Genomic DNA, 17,339 nt, shown 5'->3' on the forward strand with positions numbered 1-17,339 from the left:
GCCACATGAGATAACTATGACCGAAGCATTTAAACACATATCTGTACTCCTTCATGAATCCATTGATGGTTTAGCGATTAAGCCCGATGGTATCTATATTGATGGAACATTCGGTCGTGGCGGCCATAGTCGCACGATTTTGTCGAAGCTAGGTGAAAATGGTCGCCTTTACAGTATTGACCGAGATCCGCAAGCTATCGCTGAAGCCAATAAAATTGACGATCCACGCTTTACCATTATTCACGGTCCATTCTCTGGAATGGCAGACTATGCCAAAGATTATGATTTGGTGGGTAAAGTGGATGGCGTGTTACTGGATTTAGGTGTTTCTTCTCCTCAGCTTGATGATGCCGAACGTGGTTTTAGTTTCATGAAAGATGGCCCGCTAGACATGCGTATGGATCCGACATCCGGTATTCCAGTATCGCAGTGGCTACTAGAGGCTGATCTTGATGATATTACTTGGGTTATTCGAGAATTCGGTGAAGACAAGCATGCTCGCCGAATTGCGAAAGCGATTGTTGCGTACCGCGAAAATGAAGAAAACGAGCCTTTGACTCGTACAGGGCAGTTAGCCAAACTTATCTCTGAAGCGGCTCCGAAGAGTTTCAAAGAAAAGAAACACCCTGCGACACGAGCCTTTCAAGCCTTCCGTATTTATATCAACAGTGAGCTTGAAGAGATCGATACTGCATTGAAAGGTGCTGCAAGTATCCTAGCGCCAGAAGGCCGTTTGTCAGTTATCAGCTTCCACTCGTTAGAAGATCGAATGGTTAAACGCTTTATTCGTAAAGAGAGCAAGGGGCCTGAAGTGCCTCACGGTATCCCTCTAACGGAAGATCAAATCAAAGCGATGGGAAGTGCAAATCTGAAACCTGTGGGCAAAGCAATCAAACCTTCTAAGCAAGAAGTGGAAATGAATGCGCGCTCTCGTAGCTCTGTTTTACGTTTAGCGGAAAAGCTGTAACTTCCCATGAGCAATTCCCGCCCGAATCTCGCTAAAATTATTGCCCTTGATCTATTAACTGTAGGTCGAGCGCCACTAGTGCTGCTGGTGTTGATCTTTGCTAGTGCGATGGGAGTGGTGTTTACCACTCACCATACACGCCAAGCCATTACGGAAAAAGATCAGGCATTGATGGAACGTGAGCGGCTAGACAACGAGTGGCGTAACTTGCTGCTAGAAGAAACAGCACTGGCTGAACATAGCCGAGTTCAAGCTGTGGCTAAGCAAGATCTCGAAATGACCCGTCCCGATTCAGACAAAGAAGTCATTATTCAACTCCCATGAGTAAGAAAAAAGTCACCCCAGCTAAATCATCCAAACCTAGCCAGCCGAACACATTGATTCGCTGGCGTTTTAATCTCATCTTGAGTTGCGTTTTTCTTGCCTTCGCAGCTCTAGTCACGCGCATTGCTTACATTCAAATTATTGAGCCTGACAACCTTATCAAGCAAGGAGACCTGCGTTCGGTACGGGCGAAAACGCTTCACTCGGCCCGAGGTATCATCTCCGATCGCAATGGCGAACCTTTAGCGGTGAGTGTCCCTGTTGAAGCGGTTTGGGCTGATCCTGCGACGATTTTCAAAAAAGGTGGTCTTGACGATATAGATCGTTGGCATGCACTGGCGGATGTACTTGGGCTTAAACGCGATGAAATGATTGATAAAATCGAGCGAAACAAAAAACGCCGATTTATCTACTTACAGCGACAAGTTAGCCCTGCGATGGCACATTATATTCGTGAGCTTAAGCTGGCTGGCGTGGGTTTAAAGGCTGAATCACGTCGTTATTATCCCGCAGGTGAGGTGAGTGCTCATATCGTCGGGGTGACTGGTATCGATGGTCATGGCCTTGAAGGGGTTGAGCGTAGTTACGATAAATGGCTCACCGGAGAGGCGGGTAAGCGCATCATCCGTAAAGACCGCTACGGCCGCGTGGTTGAAAACATTTCATTAGAAGAGCGCGAAGAAGGTAAACCACTAGAGCTTACCATCGATCAACGGGTTCAAGCCATCGCGTATCGGGCGATTAAACAAGCGGTTGCGGATTACCGAGCTACGTCGGGCTCGGCTGTCGTGCTTGATGTAAAAACAGGTGCCGTCCTCGCGATGGTTAATGCCCCCTCCTATAACCCAAACAATCGCTCTGATCTGCAGTCTGCAAAAATGCGCAACCGCGTTATTACTGATGCGTTTGAACCTGGCTCCACCGTAAAACCATTTGTTGTTATGGCAGCTTTGGAAAACGGTGCTGCGGATGACGATACCATTATCGATACGGGTAATGGCATTATGCGAATTGGTGGCAGCCGAGTTCGCGATACATCAAAAGTGGGCAAAGCTGACTTAACCACTATATTGAAAAAATCGAGTAACATCGGTGTTGCGACGCTTGCATTAAGAATGCCGGTTGAAGCGCTACTGGGTATGTATAGCTCAGTTGGGTTCGGTGAGGTGTCAGGGTTAAACTTGATTGGTGAAACTCAGGGTATTTTCCCAAATCGCCGCCGTTGGTCAAAATTTGAAATAGCCACCTTAGCGTTTGGCTATGGTTTGACTATTACGCCTTTACAGTTGGCTCACGCATACGCAACTCTCGGTAACTATGGTAAATACCAACCTGTGCATATCATTGAAAATAATGAGCAGGACTTTTCGAAGCAAGTCATTGACCATGAAATCGCCCGTAAAGTCTTAGCGATGCTGGAAACGGTAACCCAGCCAGGTGGCTCGGCAACTAAAGCAGGCGTACCGGGATATCGCGTAGCGGCTAAAACGGGTACGGCGCGAAAAGCAATTGCGGGTGGGTATGGTGATGAGTACTTCGCGTATACCGCAGGGGTTGCGCCGGCAAGTGAGCCTAGAGTTGCTCTGGTTGTGGTCGTGAACGAGCCACAAGGGGATAACTACTACGGCGGCTCGGTGGCCGGCCCAGTTTTTTCAGAGATAATGAAAGGTACGCTGCAAATTCTTAATGTGGCGCCAGATGAAAACAGATTTAAAGATAAATAACAGAGACGCTATATGTCTAACACAATCACATTAGCGACATTACTTGCACCTTGGGTTGATTTAGCTGCCAATCCATTTGGCCGTTTGCCGGTATCTCAATTGGAACTTGATAGTCGTAAGGTCACGCCAGGAGCAACCTTTGTGGCCGTTCAAGGCCATGCTGTTGATGGCAGAAAGTTCATTGCTTCAGCAATCGATAAGGGGGCGGCCGCGGTTGTTGCTCAAGAGAGTAGCGAGCACCCTCATGGCTCGATTGAAGTGCAGGCGGGCATACCTGTTGTGTACATTGAGAGTCTTGATAGTCAGTTATCTGCGCTTGCAGAGCGTTTGTATCCGCTGCAATCGATGAAGCTGATCGGTGTGACAGGGACGAACGGTAAAACCACGATTACGCAGATCATCGCGCAATGGCTTGGATTAGTTGAGAAAAGAGCTGCGGTGTTAGGAACGGCGGGGAATGGCTTCTTAGATGCTCTACAGCCGGCGGTGAATACCACGGGCAGTGCGATTGAAATTCAACAAACATTAGCCGCGCTAGAGCAACAGAGCGCCGACTATACTGCGATGGAGATCTCTTCGCATGGTCTGGTGCAAGGGCGGGTAAAAACGCTGCCATTCGCTGTCTCTGTCTTTACTAACCTAAGTCGCGACCACCTCGACTATCACGGTACGATGGAAGAGTACGAGCAAGCCAAGCTAACTCTTTTCACTGAACATAAAACGGCACATGCGGTCATCAATGTGGATGATCCAGTTGGTGCACGTTGGGCATCGACGTTAGCAAATTCAGTTCAAGTCTCTCTAAAAACACTTGATGCGGATAATGCCATTTATGCCTCTCAAGTCGACTACTCTGAATCTGGTATTTCACTCTCTTTCTCTGGAATGTATGGGGATGGCAAACTTGACGTCCCATTGATTGGCGAGTTTAACGCAAACAATGTCCTGGTCGCGTTGGCTACTCTGCTTACTTTGGGAATTGATAAGCAACGTCTAGTCGAAACGGCCTCTCAGCTTACTCCTGTTATTGGCCGAATGGAGCTATTCCAAACACCTTCAAAGGCCAAAGTCGTTGTTGATTACGCTCATACGCCAGATGCGTTGGAAAAAGCCTTACTTGCACTTCGAGTTCATTGTAAAGGCAAGCTATGGGTAATCTTTGGTTGCGGTGGAGACCGTGATGTTGGAAAGAGACCGATGATGGCCGAAATTGGTGAACGCCTAGCTGATAAAGTCATTATTGCCGATGATAATCCACGCAGTGAAGACCCCGCTAGGATTGTTGAAGATATGCTAGCCGGTATGTCTCAGCCTGATTTAGCCAGCGTGGAGCATGACCGCTTTAACGCTTTGCAGTTCGCACTCAGTCAAAGCCAAGCTCAAGATATCATCCTGCTTGCTGGTAAAGGGCATGAGGATTATCAGGTATTAGCGAACGAAACGATCCACTACTCAGATCGTGAGTCGGCGCAGCAATTGTTGGAGCTTATTTAATGATTAACATGATGTTGTCTCAGTTGGCTGAATACTTGGATGGCCAGCTTATTGGTCAAGATGTCGCTATCGAACAAGTGTCGACGGATACTCGGACGATTGAACCGGGATCTTTGTTTGTGGCGTTGGTCGGTGAGCGGTTTGATGCGCATGACTTTGCCAGTAACGCTGTGGAAGCGGGAGCCAGTGCGCTACTAGTAAGCAAAGCACTAGATTGTTCAACGCCTCAGCTATTAGTCGATGATACCAAACTGGCGCTCGGAAAAATTGGTCAATTTGTTCATCAATTGTGCCAAACACCGACCGTAGCGATCACTGGTAGCTGCGGAAAAACTACGGTAAAAGAGATGGTTGCCAGCATTATGATGAATAAAGGTCAGGTGCTATTTACTGCGGGCAACTTTAACAATGATATCGGTGTTCCATTAACCTTGCTGCGTTCTACACCAGAAGATGACTTTGCTGTTATTGAGCTTGGGGCAAATCATATTGGTGAAATTGCGTACACCACTCAACTCGTCCAGCCTGATATCGCTATGGTAAATAATGTGGCTGCAGCACATTTAGAAGGCTTTGGTTCAATCGATGGTGTTAAACAGGCGAAAGGTGAAATCTATCAAGGCTTAAAACCAGGCTCAGTTGCAATTGTGAATCTCGATAGTCATGGCGGTGAATATTGGCAGCAGGTGCTGGCTGATAAGCGTGTAGTTCATTTCTCAGTTTCAGATGACAGTGCAGACTTTTTCGCTCGTAACATTACCATGAGCACCGCTGGTGAAGCGTCATTTGAGTTAGTATCGAGGCAAGGTACATTTAGTGTTGAGCTTGGCATTATTGGTCAGCACAACGTTGCCAATGCGCTTGCCGCCAGTGCACTTGCTTTTGAACTCGGAGCCACGATTGAAATGGTTCAGTCGGGGTTAAAGCACTTGGCTAAAGTAAAAGGTCGTGTGGAGTCAGTATCACTGACAGACAAGATAACTCTGATCGACGACAGTTATAATGCAAGCGTTCCCGCGATGAAAGCTGCCGCCGATTTGCTCAGCAGTTTTGGCGGAGTGCGTTGGCTTATTTTAGGTAATATGGCCGAGTTAGGTGATGAAAGCCTTGCACTTCACCGTCAAGTCGGGGAACATGCTGCCCCATTCAAATTTGAACACGTGCTGACTTTTGGTGCTGATGCAAAAGCGATTAGCGAGCAATGCCAAGGTAAGCACTTTGATACTCATGAAAGTATGATTGAGTTTATTAAGCAGCAGCTAGCTAATCACAATGGCGCACAAACTTTACTTGTGAAAGGTGCCAATAGTGCAGGAATGAGTAAAATTGCTGCTGCTTTAAAGGAGATGTATACATGATCATTTGGCTTGCCGAGCTGCTACAGCCATATTTTTCATTCTTCCGTTTATTCGAATACCTATCGTTTCGAGCGATTGTCAGCGTACTGACTGCATTAGGTATCTCGTTATGGATGGGGCCGAAGATGATTCGTCGTCTGCAAATGTTGCAGATTGGCCAAGTCGTTCGAAACGAAGGACCAGAGTCACACTTTAGTAAACGTGGTACGCCAACTATGGGCGGTATTATGATTTTGACTGCGATTGTGACGACAGTTTTGCTTTGGTCTGATCTCACCAACCCCTACGTTTGGGCGGTATTGACCGTGTTAATCGGCTATGGTGCTGTGGGTTTCGTTGATGATTACCGTAAAGTGGTTCGCAAAAACACCGACGGTCTTATCGCGCGTTGGAAATACTTTTGGCAATCAGCAATTGCACTGGTTGTCGCTTTCGCACTCTATGCGCATGGTAAAGACACTTCAGCGACGCAACTGGTTGTGCCTTTCTTTAAGGACATCATGCCGCAGCTTGGCTTAATGTACATTGTTCTTACGTATTTTGTGATTGTCGGAACCAGTAATGCGGTCAACCTAACCGATGGGCTTGATGGGTTAGCCATTATGCCAACGGTATTGGTTGCGGCTGGGTTTGCTGCCATCGCTTGGGCAACGGGCAATGTCAATTTTGCCGATTATCTTCATATTCCTTATGTTCCACATGCCTCTGAATTGGTCGTGGTATGTACCGCAATTGTTGGGGCTGGGTTAGGCTTCTTGTGGTTCAACACTTACCCTGCGCAAGTCTTTATGGGGGATGTTGGCTCGCTCGCATTAGGTGGTGCTCTGGGCACAATCGCGGTTCTCGTTCGTCAAGAATTTGTATTGGTGATCATGGGCGGTGTGTTTGTAATGGAAACCTTGTCTGTCATTCTGCAGGTTGGATCTTACAAGCTGCGTGGTCAACGTATCTTCCGTATGGCACCTATTCATCATCATTACGAGTTAAAAGGTTGGCCGGAGCCGCGGGTTATCGTGCGTTTTTGGATCATCTCAATCGTACTTGTTCTTGTTGGTCTAGCGACACTAAAAGTGCGTTAAGGATAATGAAGTTATGACCATGGATCGTTGGCAAAGTATTCATAGCGTCGTTGTAGTAGGGCTCGGTATTACCGGGCTCTCTGTCGTTAAATACCTAGCAAAATTACCTTATGATTTGACCATAAAAGTGATTGATACCCGTGATAATCCTCCCGGACAAGAGGCGTTGCCTTCGGGCGTCAAATTGCATAGCGGGAGCTGGAATCAAGCTTGGTTGTTCGAGGCTGATCTTGTAGTGGCTAATCCGGGGATTGCACTTGCGACACCAGAGATTCAAAAGACTCTAGAGGCTGGAGTTGCTGTTGTCGGTGATATTGAGTTGTTTGCATGGCAGGTCGATAAACCAGTGATCGCGATTACTGGCTCTAATGGCAAAAGTACCGTAACAGACCTTGCAGGCGTGGTCGCTAAGGCGGCAGGTTTACAAGTGGGGGTTGGGGGTAATATTGGCGTGCCTGCCCTTGAGTTACTAGAGCAACCCGCAGACCTATATGTGTTAGAGCTTTCAAGTTTTCAATTGGAAACCACCTCTTCGTTAAACCTCAAAGCCGCAGCATTTCTTAACCTGTCTGAAGACCATATGGATCGTTATGACGGGATGGAGGGCTACCGACAAGCTAAGCTACGGATTTTTGAACACGCTGAATCGTGTATTGTTAATGCCCAAGATAAAGCGACATATCCAGAGCATTTCAAAGGTGAGCTGGTTGAGTTCAGTTTAACCGACAAGACTCAGTTTTCTGTTCAAGTTCAGCAAAATCGTGAGTACCTATGTCAAGATAACTTACCGATATTGGCGACAGATGAGCTCACCCTAGTGGGGCGACATAACGTGGCTAACGCTTTGGTTGTACTCGCATTACTTGATTGTGTGGGAATCGATGTCAGTCAAGGTTTGTCAGCCTTGAAGTCTTACAACGGTTTGACACATCGTTGCCAGATTGTTGCGGATAATCACGGAGTTAAATGGGTCAATGACTCAAAGGCGACCAATGTTGCGAGTACGCTAGCAGCATTATCCGGATTAACTCTGACAGGAAAATTGTATTTGCTTGTTGGCGGGGTCGGTAAAGGCGCAGATTTCTCCGAGCTTGCCCCAGTATTGGCCAAGTTGAATGTACAGTTGTGCTGCTTTGGAGAAGATGGCGCGCAGTTTATGGCGCTTCATCCAAGTGCAAAGCAATTCACTCATATGCAAGAAATCGTGGAGTGGGCTAAGCCGCAATTGACTACTGGAGACATGGTCCTGCTCTCTCCGGCATGCGCAAGCTTTGATCAGTTTAATAATTTTATGGCTCGTGGTGACGCCTTTACTCAACTAGCAAGGCGCTACGCCTAGTCTAGACAAGTTAAGTGACCTAGATAACCTAGAGATACGATGCAGATTAAGAATATTTTCGCCAGTATAAAAAGTTGGATTACCACCGCTTCCCCCGATGCACTGTATGATCGGCAATTAGTGTGGATCTCTCTCGGTTTGATGTTAACGGGGTTAGTGATGGTGACTTCGGCGTCGTTCCCTATCAGTTCGCGTCTCACGGACCAGCCTTTCCACTTTATGTTTCGCCATGCAATCTTTCTGTTCTTAGCGCTTGGCGTTGCGAGTGTGGTTATTCAAATTCCGCTCGAGAAGTGGCTTAGATTCAGTATGGCTCTATTGCTGGTCTCCGTTGGCTTACTGTTTGTGGTATTAGTCGCGGGTAAGTCGGTTAATGGTGCTTCGCGTTGGATTCCCTTAGGTTTATTCAACTTGCAGCCTGCTGAGGTGGCCAAGCTATCGTTGTTTATCTTTATGTCTGGTTATCTGGTCCGGAAAAGTGACGAAGTACGCTCCAGTTTCTTTGGCGGTTTTATTAAACCCATTATTGTTTTTGCTACGTTAGCAGTATTGCTGTTACTCCAACCGGACTTGGGGACTGTTGTGGTAATGTTGGTGACCTTGTTTGGCATGCTGTTCATTGCTGGCGCCAAGATCACTCAGTTCTTAGCATTGATGGTTGTCGGGCTGGCATCGGTTGCGGCACTGATTTACTTTGAACCTTATCGCTGGCGCCGTGTTACTTCGTTCGCTGATCCATGGGAAGACCCATTTGGTAGTGGCTATCAGTTAACCCAATCTTTAATGGCATTTGGTCGTGGTGAATGGTTTGGTCAAGGGTTAGGTAACTCGATACAAAAGTTGGAGTACCTTCCAGAAGCTCACACTGACTTTGTATTCGCGGTATTGGCAGAAGAGCTTGGGTTTGTTGGGGTTGTGCTAGCGCTTGTGCTTATCTTTAGCTTGGTGATTAAAGCGATCCTGATTGGCCGAAAAGCTTTTGAGCATGAGCAAGTATTTGGTGGTTACCTAGCGTTTGCTATCGGTATCTGGTTTGCGTTTCAAACGCTAATCAATGTCGGAGCCGCTGCTGGCATGGTACCGACTAAAGGTTTAACTCTGCCGCTAATCAGCTATGGTGGTTCGAGTCTTATCGTGATGTCTGTCGCGGTATCTATTTTATTGCGAATCGATCATGAGTGTCGATTAGTGGATGTTGATCAAACAGAGCAACAGTTAGAAACAGATGAAAAAGAATAAACGATTGATGGTGATGGCCGGTGGTACCGGTGGTCATGTATTCCCAGGTTTGGCGGTGGCAAAACAACTTCAATCTGAAGGGTGGGAAATTCGCTGGCTGGGTACGGCAGATCGTATGGAAGCTGACTTAGTTCCCAAACATGGTATTGAGATCGACTTTATCAAGGTAAAAGGTCTACGAGGTCAAGGTATTGGCCGTTTGGTTAAAGCACCATTTCAGATCATTAATGCCATCATGCAGGCGAGAGCGCACATGAAGCATTGGCAGCCGGATGCCGTCCTTGGTATGGGAGGCTACGTCAGTGGCCCTGGTGGTGTTGCTGCTTGGCTATTGGGTATTCCTGTTGTGCTGCACGAGCAAAATGCGGTGGCGGGTTTAACCAACCAGTGGTTATCAAAAATTGCTAAGAAGGTATTCCAAGCCTTCCCAGGTGCATTTCCGGCAGCACAAGTTGTGGGAAATCCCGTGCGGGAAGATGTCGTTGCAATCCCTAACCCAGAACAGAGGCTGTCAGGACGAAGTGGTGATATTCGAGTCTTAGTGATGGGGGGCAGTCAAGGTGCACAAATCCTGAATAAAACGTTGCCCGAAACCTTAGCTAAACTAGGAGACGGTTACCAAATTCGCCATCAAGCGGGTAAGAATAATCACGCCGCAGTTGCCAGCGCGTATCACCAACATGGTATCGAGCAGGCGCAAGTGGTCGAATTTATTGATGACGTGGCAGAAGCTTATCAGTGGGCTGATTTATTGGTCTGTCGATCTGGCGCGTTAACCGTATCTGAGGTATCGGCAGCGGGTGTCGGTTCTATTTTTGTTCCATTTATGCATAAAGATAGGCAGCAAGCCCTAAATGCCGATCACTTGGTTGACTGTGGCGCGGCGAAGATGATCGAGCAACCTGACCTGACTGCCGACAAATTAGCACAAGAGATTCAAACATTAGATCGCCAGACTTTACTCACTATGGCGACCAACGCTCGCAGCGCAGCTAAGTTAGACGCAGACAAAGTTGTCGCGCAAGCTATCACGCTACTGGCGAAGTAACGAGAAACATTCATGACAGTTCAACATACTCAAAATTTAGCTCAGATTAGAGCAATGGTGCCGGAAATGCGCCGCGTTAAATGCATTCACTTTATCGGTATTGGTGGTGCAGGGATGAGCGGTATTGCAGAAGTACTTCTCAATGAAGGCTATCAAATTTCAGGGTCAGACATCGCTGAAAATCCGGTGACAGAGCGGCTTACTCAAAAGGGTGCAACCGTCTATATCGGTCATGCGGAGCAAAATGTCGCCCAGGCGAGCGTTGTTGTCGTGTCTACTGCGATCAATGAAGAAAACCCAGAGATAGTTGCTGCTCGTGCTGCGCGTATTCCTGTGGTTCGTCGTGCTGAAATGCTGGCAGAGCTCATGCGTTTTCGCCACGGAATTGCTGTCGCAGGCACTCATGGTAAAACCACCACAACAGCGCTAGTCACGCAAATTTATTCCGAAGCTGGCTTAGATCCAACTTTTGTTAATGGTGGCTTAGTCAAAAGTGCTGGTACAAACGCTCGACTAGGCTCAAGCCGCATATTGATCGCTGAAGCGGATGAAAGCGATGCTTCTTTCTTGCATTTGCAGCCAATGGTTAGCATCGTGACTAACATCGAAGCGGATCATATGGACACCTATGGCGGTGACTTTGAGACCTTAAAACAGACTTTCATCGATTTCTTACACAATTTGCCGTTTTATGGTCAAGCTATTGTTTGTATTGACGATCCAGTTGTTCGAGAATTGGTACCTAAAATCAGCCGCCAGGTCATTACCTATGGTTTTGCTGAAGATGCGGATGTCCGTATCGACAATTATCGCCAAGAAGGCCAGCAAGGTAAGTTTACGGTTATTCGTCAAGGTAAAGCTGACCTAGACATTACCTTAAATATTCCGGGTCGACACAATGCTTTGAACGCGTCAGCAGCCATTGCTGTTGCCACAGAAGATGATATTGCCGACGAAGCCATCCTTAATGCAATGGCGGGAACTCAAGGTACTGGACGCCGCTTTGACCATCTAGGTGAGTTTGATACGGGCAATGGTGCGGTCATGTTAGTTGATGACTATGGTCACCACCCAACGGAAGTCGATGTGACGATTCAGGCAGCGCGCAATGGCTGGGAAGATAAGCGTTTGGTTATGATTTTCCAACCTCACCGCTACAGCCGAACACGTGATTTGTATGACGACTTTGCTAACGTGCTAGAACAAGTTGATGTGCTGATCTTGCTAGATGTTTACTCAGCGGGCGAAAAGCCCATTCCTGGTGCCGATGGTCGAGCGTTATGCCGCACCATCCGTGGACGCGGTAAACTCGACCCGATTTTCGTACCAGACAGCCAAGCCCTACCTGCTGTTTTAGCGAACGTTTTGCAAGACGGTGATCTGGTCTTAACTCAAGGGGCGGGTGACGTTGGTAAAGTGGCTAAACAGTTGGCTGCTTTTGAGCTTAATATCGATAAGATGCTTCAAGCTTAATAATAAAGTCAGGTTTTTGGGAATTTGACACACTTATTGCATTTTAAGTGGTGATTTCTCAATAACAGTGTTTGATACTTTTGATCTCACCAGTATAATCCGGAGGTTAAAGTAAGTGCTTTTGCCTCCTGTATACGAAATGGATGGGGAATAGAATAGCGAGCTAATGGCAAGGACTATGGACTTTGATTAAAAGTGCTTTTAATGAAGGCCCTCGTTTAACTTCTAATCCACTAGTTAGAAAGCACGCCGTAGGCGGTTGCTTCTTGCTGGTGGTCTTATTGTTAATAGGCTCTCTTCTCTACTCAACGATTTCCTGGATGTGGGACGACCAACGTCTTCCACTATCGAAAATCGTCCTTCAAGGAGATTTACACTACGTATCTGCCAATGATGTGCAAAAGGCGTTTGCTGGTTTAGAGCATGTCGGCACCTTTATGTCGCAAGACGTTTCGGTATTACAAGACGTAGCGGAGTCAATTCCTTGGGTATCACATGCCTCAATTCGTAAGCAATGGCCTGATACGGTCAAAGTGTTCTTAACAGAACACCAAGTTGAAGCGATTTGGAATGGCAATGCATTACTTAACAACTCTGGCCAAGTATTTAACGGTGATCTCGGACAGGTCGATGATGGGCGGGTTAAGCTCTATGGACCAGAAGGCTCCAGTATCGAGGTTTTGACTGTTTGGCGAGAGTGGGAGCCTAAGTTTGAGAACTTGCAACTATCTATTACTTCGTTAGTGTTGAACGATCGAAGGGCTTGGCAAGTGATTCTCGACAATGGTATTCGCTTGGAGCTTGGTAAAGAATCTCTCCAAGAACGAATCGAGCGTTTTTTTGCGTTGTATAAGAATTTAGGTGACGCCACCCAAAGGGTGAGTTACATAGACCTCAGGTATGATACGGGAGCATCCGTTGGATGGTTCCCTGAACAAGACTTAGAACAAGAGAATACAGATGACTAAGACCGCAGATGACAACATTATTGTTGGTCTTGATATAGGCACTGCAACCGTATCGGCTCTAGTCGGCGAAGTTTTGCCTGATGGTCAAATCAATATTATTGGTGCCGGTAGCAGTCCATCTCGAGGGATGGATAAAGGTGGAGTTAACGATCTTGAATCGGTGGTTAAATCGGTTCAAAGAGCGGTTGATCAAGCAGAGCTGATGGCAGAGTGCCAGATCAGCAATGTGTTCATCTCAATTTCTGGTCGTCATATCGCTAGCCGAATTGAAAAAGGCATGGGGACTATCTCTGATGAAGAGGTGTCTCAAGAAGATATGGATCGTGCTATCCATACGGCGAAGTCGATCAAAATTGGTGACGAACAGCGCATTTTGCATGTTATTCCGCAGGAATTTACCATTGATTACCAAGAAGGAATCAAAAATCCACTAGGTTTATCAGGAGTACGTATGGAAGTTAGCGTGCACCTGATCTCTTGTCACAATGACATGGCAAGAAACATTATCAAAGCGGTAGAGCGTTGTGGACTAAAAGTTGAGCACTTGGTTTACTCTGGTCTGGCGTCAAGTAATGCGGTAATCACTGAAGATGAACGAGAGCTGGGCGTCTGTGTTGTAGATATCGGCGCAGGCACTATGGATGTCTCTATTTGGACTGGTGGTGCGCTTCGCCACACAGAAGTGTTTTCCTATGCGGGAAATGCTGTGACCAGTGATATCGCATTCGCTTTTGGCACACCTGTGAGTGATGCTGAAGAAATTAAGGTGAAATATGGCTGTGCTCTTAGCGAGCTGGTCAGCAAGGACGATACGGTTAACGTCCCTAGTGTCGGTGGGCGACCATCAAGAAGCTTGCAAAGACAAACATTGTCTGAGGTGATTGAGCCTCGTTATACTGAGCTTATGGGGTTGGTTAACCAAACTATCGATAACGTTCAAGAGAAGCTACGTGATGAGGGTATTAAGCATCATTTGGCGGCGGGTGTCGTTTTGACTGGCGGCGCTGCGCAAATTGAAGGATTGGTAGAGTGTGCGGAACGAGTATTCCGCAACCAAGTTAGAGTTGGCAAGCCTTTAGAGGTTAGCGGTCTAACGGATTACGTTAAAGAGCCGTATCATTCTACGGCAGTTGGTTTACTTCATTATGCTCGTGATAGTCAAATTAACGAAGAAACTGAATACAGCGAACCTACTCGCTCTTCAGTAACGGGGTTATTTGATCGCTTGCGTAATTGGATACAAAAAGAGTTTTAACCTGAGCAGCAGGAAAAACGGAGATAACACATGTTTGAACCGATGATGGAAATGTCTGACGACGCGGTAATTAAAGTCGTTGGGGTTGGTGGCGGTGGCGGTAATGCCGTTGAACACATGGTACGTGAGTCCATCGAAGGTGTTGAGTTTATTAGTATTAATACTGATGCTCAGGCGCTTCGTAAAACCAGTGTGAGTAGCGTTATTCAGATTGGTGGCGATATGACCAAAGGGCTTGGTGCGGGTGCAAACCCACAAGTAGGTCGTGACGCAGCTCTCGAAGATCGCGATAGAATTAAAGAAGAGCTCGATGGTGCCGATATGGTATTTATCGCAGCTGGTATGGGTGGCGGTACTGGTACTGGTGCAGCTCCTGTTATTGCTGAAGTGGCAAAAGAGCTCGGTATTCTTACTGTTGCTGTTGTAACTAAGCCATTCAGCTTTGAAGGTAAAAAGCGACTTGCTTTTGCTGAGCAGGGTATTGAAGAGCTTTCTAAGCACGTGGATTCATTAATTACGATTCCAAATGAAAAGCTTCTAAAAGTACTTGGCCGTGGCATTACATTGCTGGAAGCCTTTGCTAGCGCGAATGATGTACTGAAAAACGCAGTCCAAGGTATCGCTGAACTGATTACTCGTCCGGGTATGATCAACGTCGACTTTGCCGATGTTCGTACAGTGATGTCGGAAATGGGGCACGCAATGATGGGTAGCGGTGTAGCTAAAGGCGAAGACCGTGCCGAAGAAGCGGCAGAGATGGCAATTTCTAGCCCATTGCTAGAAGATATCGACCTTGCTGGAGCCCGTGGTGTTCTTGTTAACATCACTGCTGGTTTAGATATGCGTCTAGACGAGTTTGAAACTGTAGGTAATACAGTGAAAGCTTTCGCTTCTGACAATGCAACCGTTGTTATTGGTACATCACTAGACCCTGATATGGCGGATGAAATCCGAGTAACAGTGGTTGCAACTGGTATTGGTAACGAAAGAAAACCTGATATCACGCTAGTTGCTGGCGGTAAGGCGAAAGTAGCTCCAGTTGCTCAGCCACAAACTCAACCACAAGCGGCACCTGCTCCTCAAGCAAGCGTCAATAAAGTGGAAGAAAAACCGGCACCAACTTTGCAAGAAAAACCACAGCCAGCTCAGCAACCGGCAAGCGCGCCGACAAGTTCAGCGTCAGGTCAGAGTGCTGTACCTAAAGCTGATAAAGAAAGTGGTTACCTAGATATCCCGGCTTTCTTACGTCGCCAAGCTGACTAATCAATCACCACATAATTTGACAGTGTTCAAAATTGTGGTAGGATACGCGGTCAATATCGCTTATTGACCGTGATTTGTGGCATTTTACTGAGGCTAAGTAGATGATCAGACAACGTACTCTGAAAGAAATAGTGAAAACAACTGGTGTGGGTCTCCACTCTGGTCGTAAAGTTACACTTACTCTTCGCCCAGCAGCTGCAAACACAGGGGTGATATACCGCCGTACTGATGTAAATCCTCCGGTTGACTTTCCAGCTGATGCTTCTTCAGTACGCGATACCATGCTGTGTACAGCGTTGGTAAACGATGAAGGCATTCGAATCTCAACCGTCGAGCACCTAAACGCTGCTTTGGCAGGCATGGGAATCGACAATATTGTTGTAGAAGTGGACGCGCCAGAAATTCCAATCATGGATGGAAGTGCGAGTCCGTTTGTATTCTTACTACAACAAGCTGGAATCGAAGAGCAAAATGCGTTGAAGCGTTTCATTCGCATTAAAAAGCCTGTCCGCTTTGAAGATGGCGATAAATGGGCTGAGTTCGTTCCTTTCAACGGATTCCGCATGGATTTTGAAATTGAATTCAACCATCCTGCGATTGACGCTGATGAGCAACACTTGTTGTTCGACTTCTCTTCGAAAGGTTTTGTCAAAGAGATTTCTCGCGCACGTACCTTTGGATTCATGCGTGATATTGAGTATTTGCAGTCACAAAACCTAGTGTTAGGTGGGAGCTTTGACAATGCGATCGTTCTAGATGAGTACCGCATCTTGAACGAAGAAGGTTTGCGTTTTGAGAACGAGTTTGTGACCCATAAAGTATTAGATGCAATTGGTGACCTTTACATGTGTGGTCATCCAATTATCGGTGAATTCCGTGCATTTAAGTCAGGTCATGGCCTTAACAATCAACTACTAAGAAAAGTACTTGCTGACCAAGAAGCTTGGGAGTGGGTGACTTTCGAAGAAGACGCGACATCACCAGTTGCTTTTGCAGAGCCAAATATGGTTTTGGCGTAACAAGACCAATGAATTTAAAAAGCCAGACAGTTGTCTGGCTTTTTTTGTTTCTAAACCAACCTGTTTGGTTTTACTTTTTTTGGGCTAGTTTAGCTAAACTTTCCAAGCGTGCTTTGACTTTGGGAGAGGCACCACTTGCTATCATCTCCAAATATTGTGCTGCCGTTTCAGATATAGGCTCTCGTGGTTTACTTTGGGTTTCAGGCTCTTGCTTGTGTTGCGCTCGGTACAGTTCTGGGTTTATTTGAATCGTCACCGCCATTAGACGCGCGAAACCTTTTGAACGCAATTGGTTTAAGATCGTTAACCTTTCATAGTCGATCTTCATTTTGATCGCGGCACTGGCCACTTCAATGATCAACTGTCCATCGCGAATGTTGGCTACCCGACAATGATCTTGGGTGCCTCGAGGTAAGATCGATTTTAATTCTTGGTTGATCGTCATGATCTCCTTCGCATGCTGTTGCAATTGCGAAAGTCTCGATTCGGCTAAAATCTCGTCGCCAAGTGTTGGTCGGTGGTCTCTCATCGTGAGTCTCAAATCTAATAGACACCATTATTTTAGTGAATGCTCAGAGCGGAAGATAGCCCAAACCGATGCATTTGTGCGAAATTGGCGCGCAAACTTCCATCATATAACGAGAAAAAATAAAGAGCGCTTCAAACAAATCGCCATGTTATTGGTTGTTAGGGGTAAAATTTCATACACTATGCGCCACTTATAGTGACAAAAGCCTTGAAATCTATAGTTCTCATCACAATATCTGAGGAAAGTGATTTATCTCAGTA

The 17,339-nt window shown here is 46.6% G+C and carries 15 protein-coding genes; 14 read left to right on the forward strand and 1 reads right to left on the reverse strand.

The features are described from left to right. Positions 1-16 precede the first annotated feature (16 nt). The 14 genes from rsmH to lpxC all read left to right on the forward strand — a co-directional run bounded on the left by rsmH (position 17) and on the right by lpxC (position 16,550). Positions 17-967: a 16S rRNA (cytosine(1402)-N(4))-methyltransferase RsmH gene (rsmH, locus tag RH45_RS11575; protein ID WP_008077334.1), complete on the forward strand. Its 951-nt coding sequence runs from the start codon at positions 17-19 to the stop codon at positions 965-967. A 6-nt stretch (positions 968-973) separates the two neighbouring features. After that, positions 974-1,291, forward strand: coding sequence for a cell division protein FtsL (ftsL, locus tag RH45_RS11580; protein WP_008077336.1), 318 nt, complete (start codon positions 974-976; stop codon positions 1,289-1,291). Further along, positions 1,288-3,015 (forward strand): peptidoglycan glycosyltransferase FtsI, encoded by a 1,728-nt coding sequence (locus RH45_RS11585; RefSeq protein ID WP_008077338.1) that lies wholly within the window; start codon positions 1,288-1,290, stop codon positions 3,013-3,015. The genes ftsL and RH45_RS11585 overlap by 4 nt, the downstream gene beginning before the upstream one ends. A gap of 12 nt (positions 3,016-3,027) precedes the next feature. Beyond that, a complete protein-coding gene (gene murE, locus RH45_RS11590) occupies positions 3,028-4,509 on the forward strand; it encodes a UDP-N-acetylmuramoyl-L-alanyl-D-glutamate--2,6-diaminopimelate ligase (protein WP_008077341.1) in 1,482 nt (493 codons plus the stop codon). Further along, positions 4,509-5,867 (forward strand): UDP-N-acetylmuramoyl-tripeptide--D-alanyl-D-alanine ligase, encoded by a 1,359-nt coding sequence (locus RH45_RS11595; RefSeq protein ID WP_008077343.1) that lies wholly within the window; start codon positions 4,509-4,511, stop codon positions 5,865-5,867. The genes murE and RH45_RS11595 overlap by 1 nt, the downstream gene beginning before the upstream one ends. After that, a complete protein-coding gene (gene mraY, locus RH45_RS11600) occupies positions 5,864-6,946 on the forward strand; it encodes a phospho-N-acetylmuramoyl-pentapeptide-transferase (protein WP_008077345.1) in 1,083 nt (360 codons plus the stop codon). The genes RH45_RS11595 and mraY overlap by 4 nt, the downstream gene beginning before the upstream one ends. 13 nt (positions 6,947-6,959) lie before the next feature. Then, the gene (gene murD, locus RH45_RS11605; RefSeq protein ID WP_008077347.1) at positions 6,960-8,285 is read left to right on the forward strand and encodes a UDP-N-acetylmuramoyl-L-alanine--D-glutamate ligase; all 1,326 of its coding nucleotides are present in this window, start codon (positions 6,960-6,962) and stop codon (positions 8,283-8,285) included. A 39-nt stretch (positions 8,286-8,324) separates the two neighbouring features. Beyond that, positions 8,325-9,524 (forward strand): cell division protein FtsW, encoded by a 1,200-nt coding sequence (gene ftsW / locus RH45_RS11610; RefSeq protein ID WP_008077349.1) that lies wholly within the window; start codon positions 8,325-8,327, stop codon positions 9,522-9,524. Further along, positions 9,511-10,572, forward strand: a complete 1,062-nt coding sequence (gene murG / locus RH45_RS11615) for an undecaprenyldiphospho-muramoylpentapeptide beta-N-acetylglucosaminyltransferase (protein WP_008077351.1) — start codon at positions 9,511-9,513, stop codon at positions 10,570-10,572. The genes ftsW and murG overlap by 14 nt, the downstream gene beginning before the upstream one ends. Before the next feature lie 12 nt (positions 10,573-10,584). Then, positions 10,585-12,045 (forward strand): UDP-N-acetylmuramate--L-alanine ligase, encoded by a 1,461-nt coding sequence (gene murC / locus RH45_RS11620; RefSeq protein ID WP_008077353.1) that lies wholly within the window; start codon positions 10,585-10,587, stop codon positions 12,043-12,045. A gap of 185 nt (positions 12,046-12,230) precedes the next feature. Continuing rightward, positions 12,231-13,013 (forward strand): cell division protein FtsQ/DivIB, encoded by a 783-nt coding sequence (locus tag RH45_RS11625; protein WP_008077354.1) that lies wholly within the window; start codon positions 12,231-12,233, stop codon positions 13,011-13,013. Continuing rightward, complete coding sequence (ftsA, locus tag RH45_RS11630; protein ID WP_008077355.1) at positions 13,006-14,268, forward strand: cell division protein FtsA; 1,263 nt, start codon at positions 13,006-13,008, stop codon at positions 14,266-14,268. Before RH45_RS11625 ends, ftsA begins: the two co-directional genes overlap by 8 nt. A 30-nt stretch (positions 14,269-14,298) precedes the next feature. Beyond that, positions 14,299-15,531: a cell division protein FtsZ gene (gene ftsZ / locus RH45_RS11635; RefSeq protein ID WP_008077356.1), complete on the forward strand. Its 1,233-nt coding sequence runs from the start codon at positions 14,299-14,301 to the stop codon at positions 15,529-15,531. Positions 15,532-15,632: 101 nt separating this feature from the next. Beyond that, positions 15,633-16,550 carry a UDP-3-O-acyl-N-acetylglucosamine deacetylase gene (gene lpxC, locus RH45_RS11640; protein WP_008077357.1) on the forward strand — a complete coding sequence of 306 codons (918 nt, stop codon included), beginning with the start codon at positions 15,633-15,635 and terminating at the stop codon, positions 16,548-16,550. A 70-nt stretch (positions 16,551-16,620) separates the two neighbouring features. Here the strand turns inward: lpxC and RH45_RS11645 are convergent, their stop codons facing one another. Next, positions 16,621-17,079, reverse strand: coding sequence for a DUF721 domain-containing protein (locus tag RH45_RS11645; protein ID WP_039958559.1), 459 nt, complete (start codon positions 17,077-17,079; stop codon positions 16,621-16,623). Between the last annotated feature and the right edge of the window lie 260 nt (positions 17,080-17,339).

Origin of the sequence: Vibrio sinaloensis DSM 21326, from assembly GCF_000189275.1 — a bacterium.
In the GTDB taxonomy this organism is placed as follows: domain Bacteria; phylum Pseudomonadota; class Gammaproteobacteria; order Enterobacterales; family Vibrionaceae; genus Vibrio; species Vibrio sinaloensis.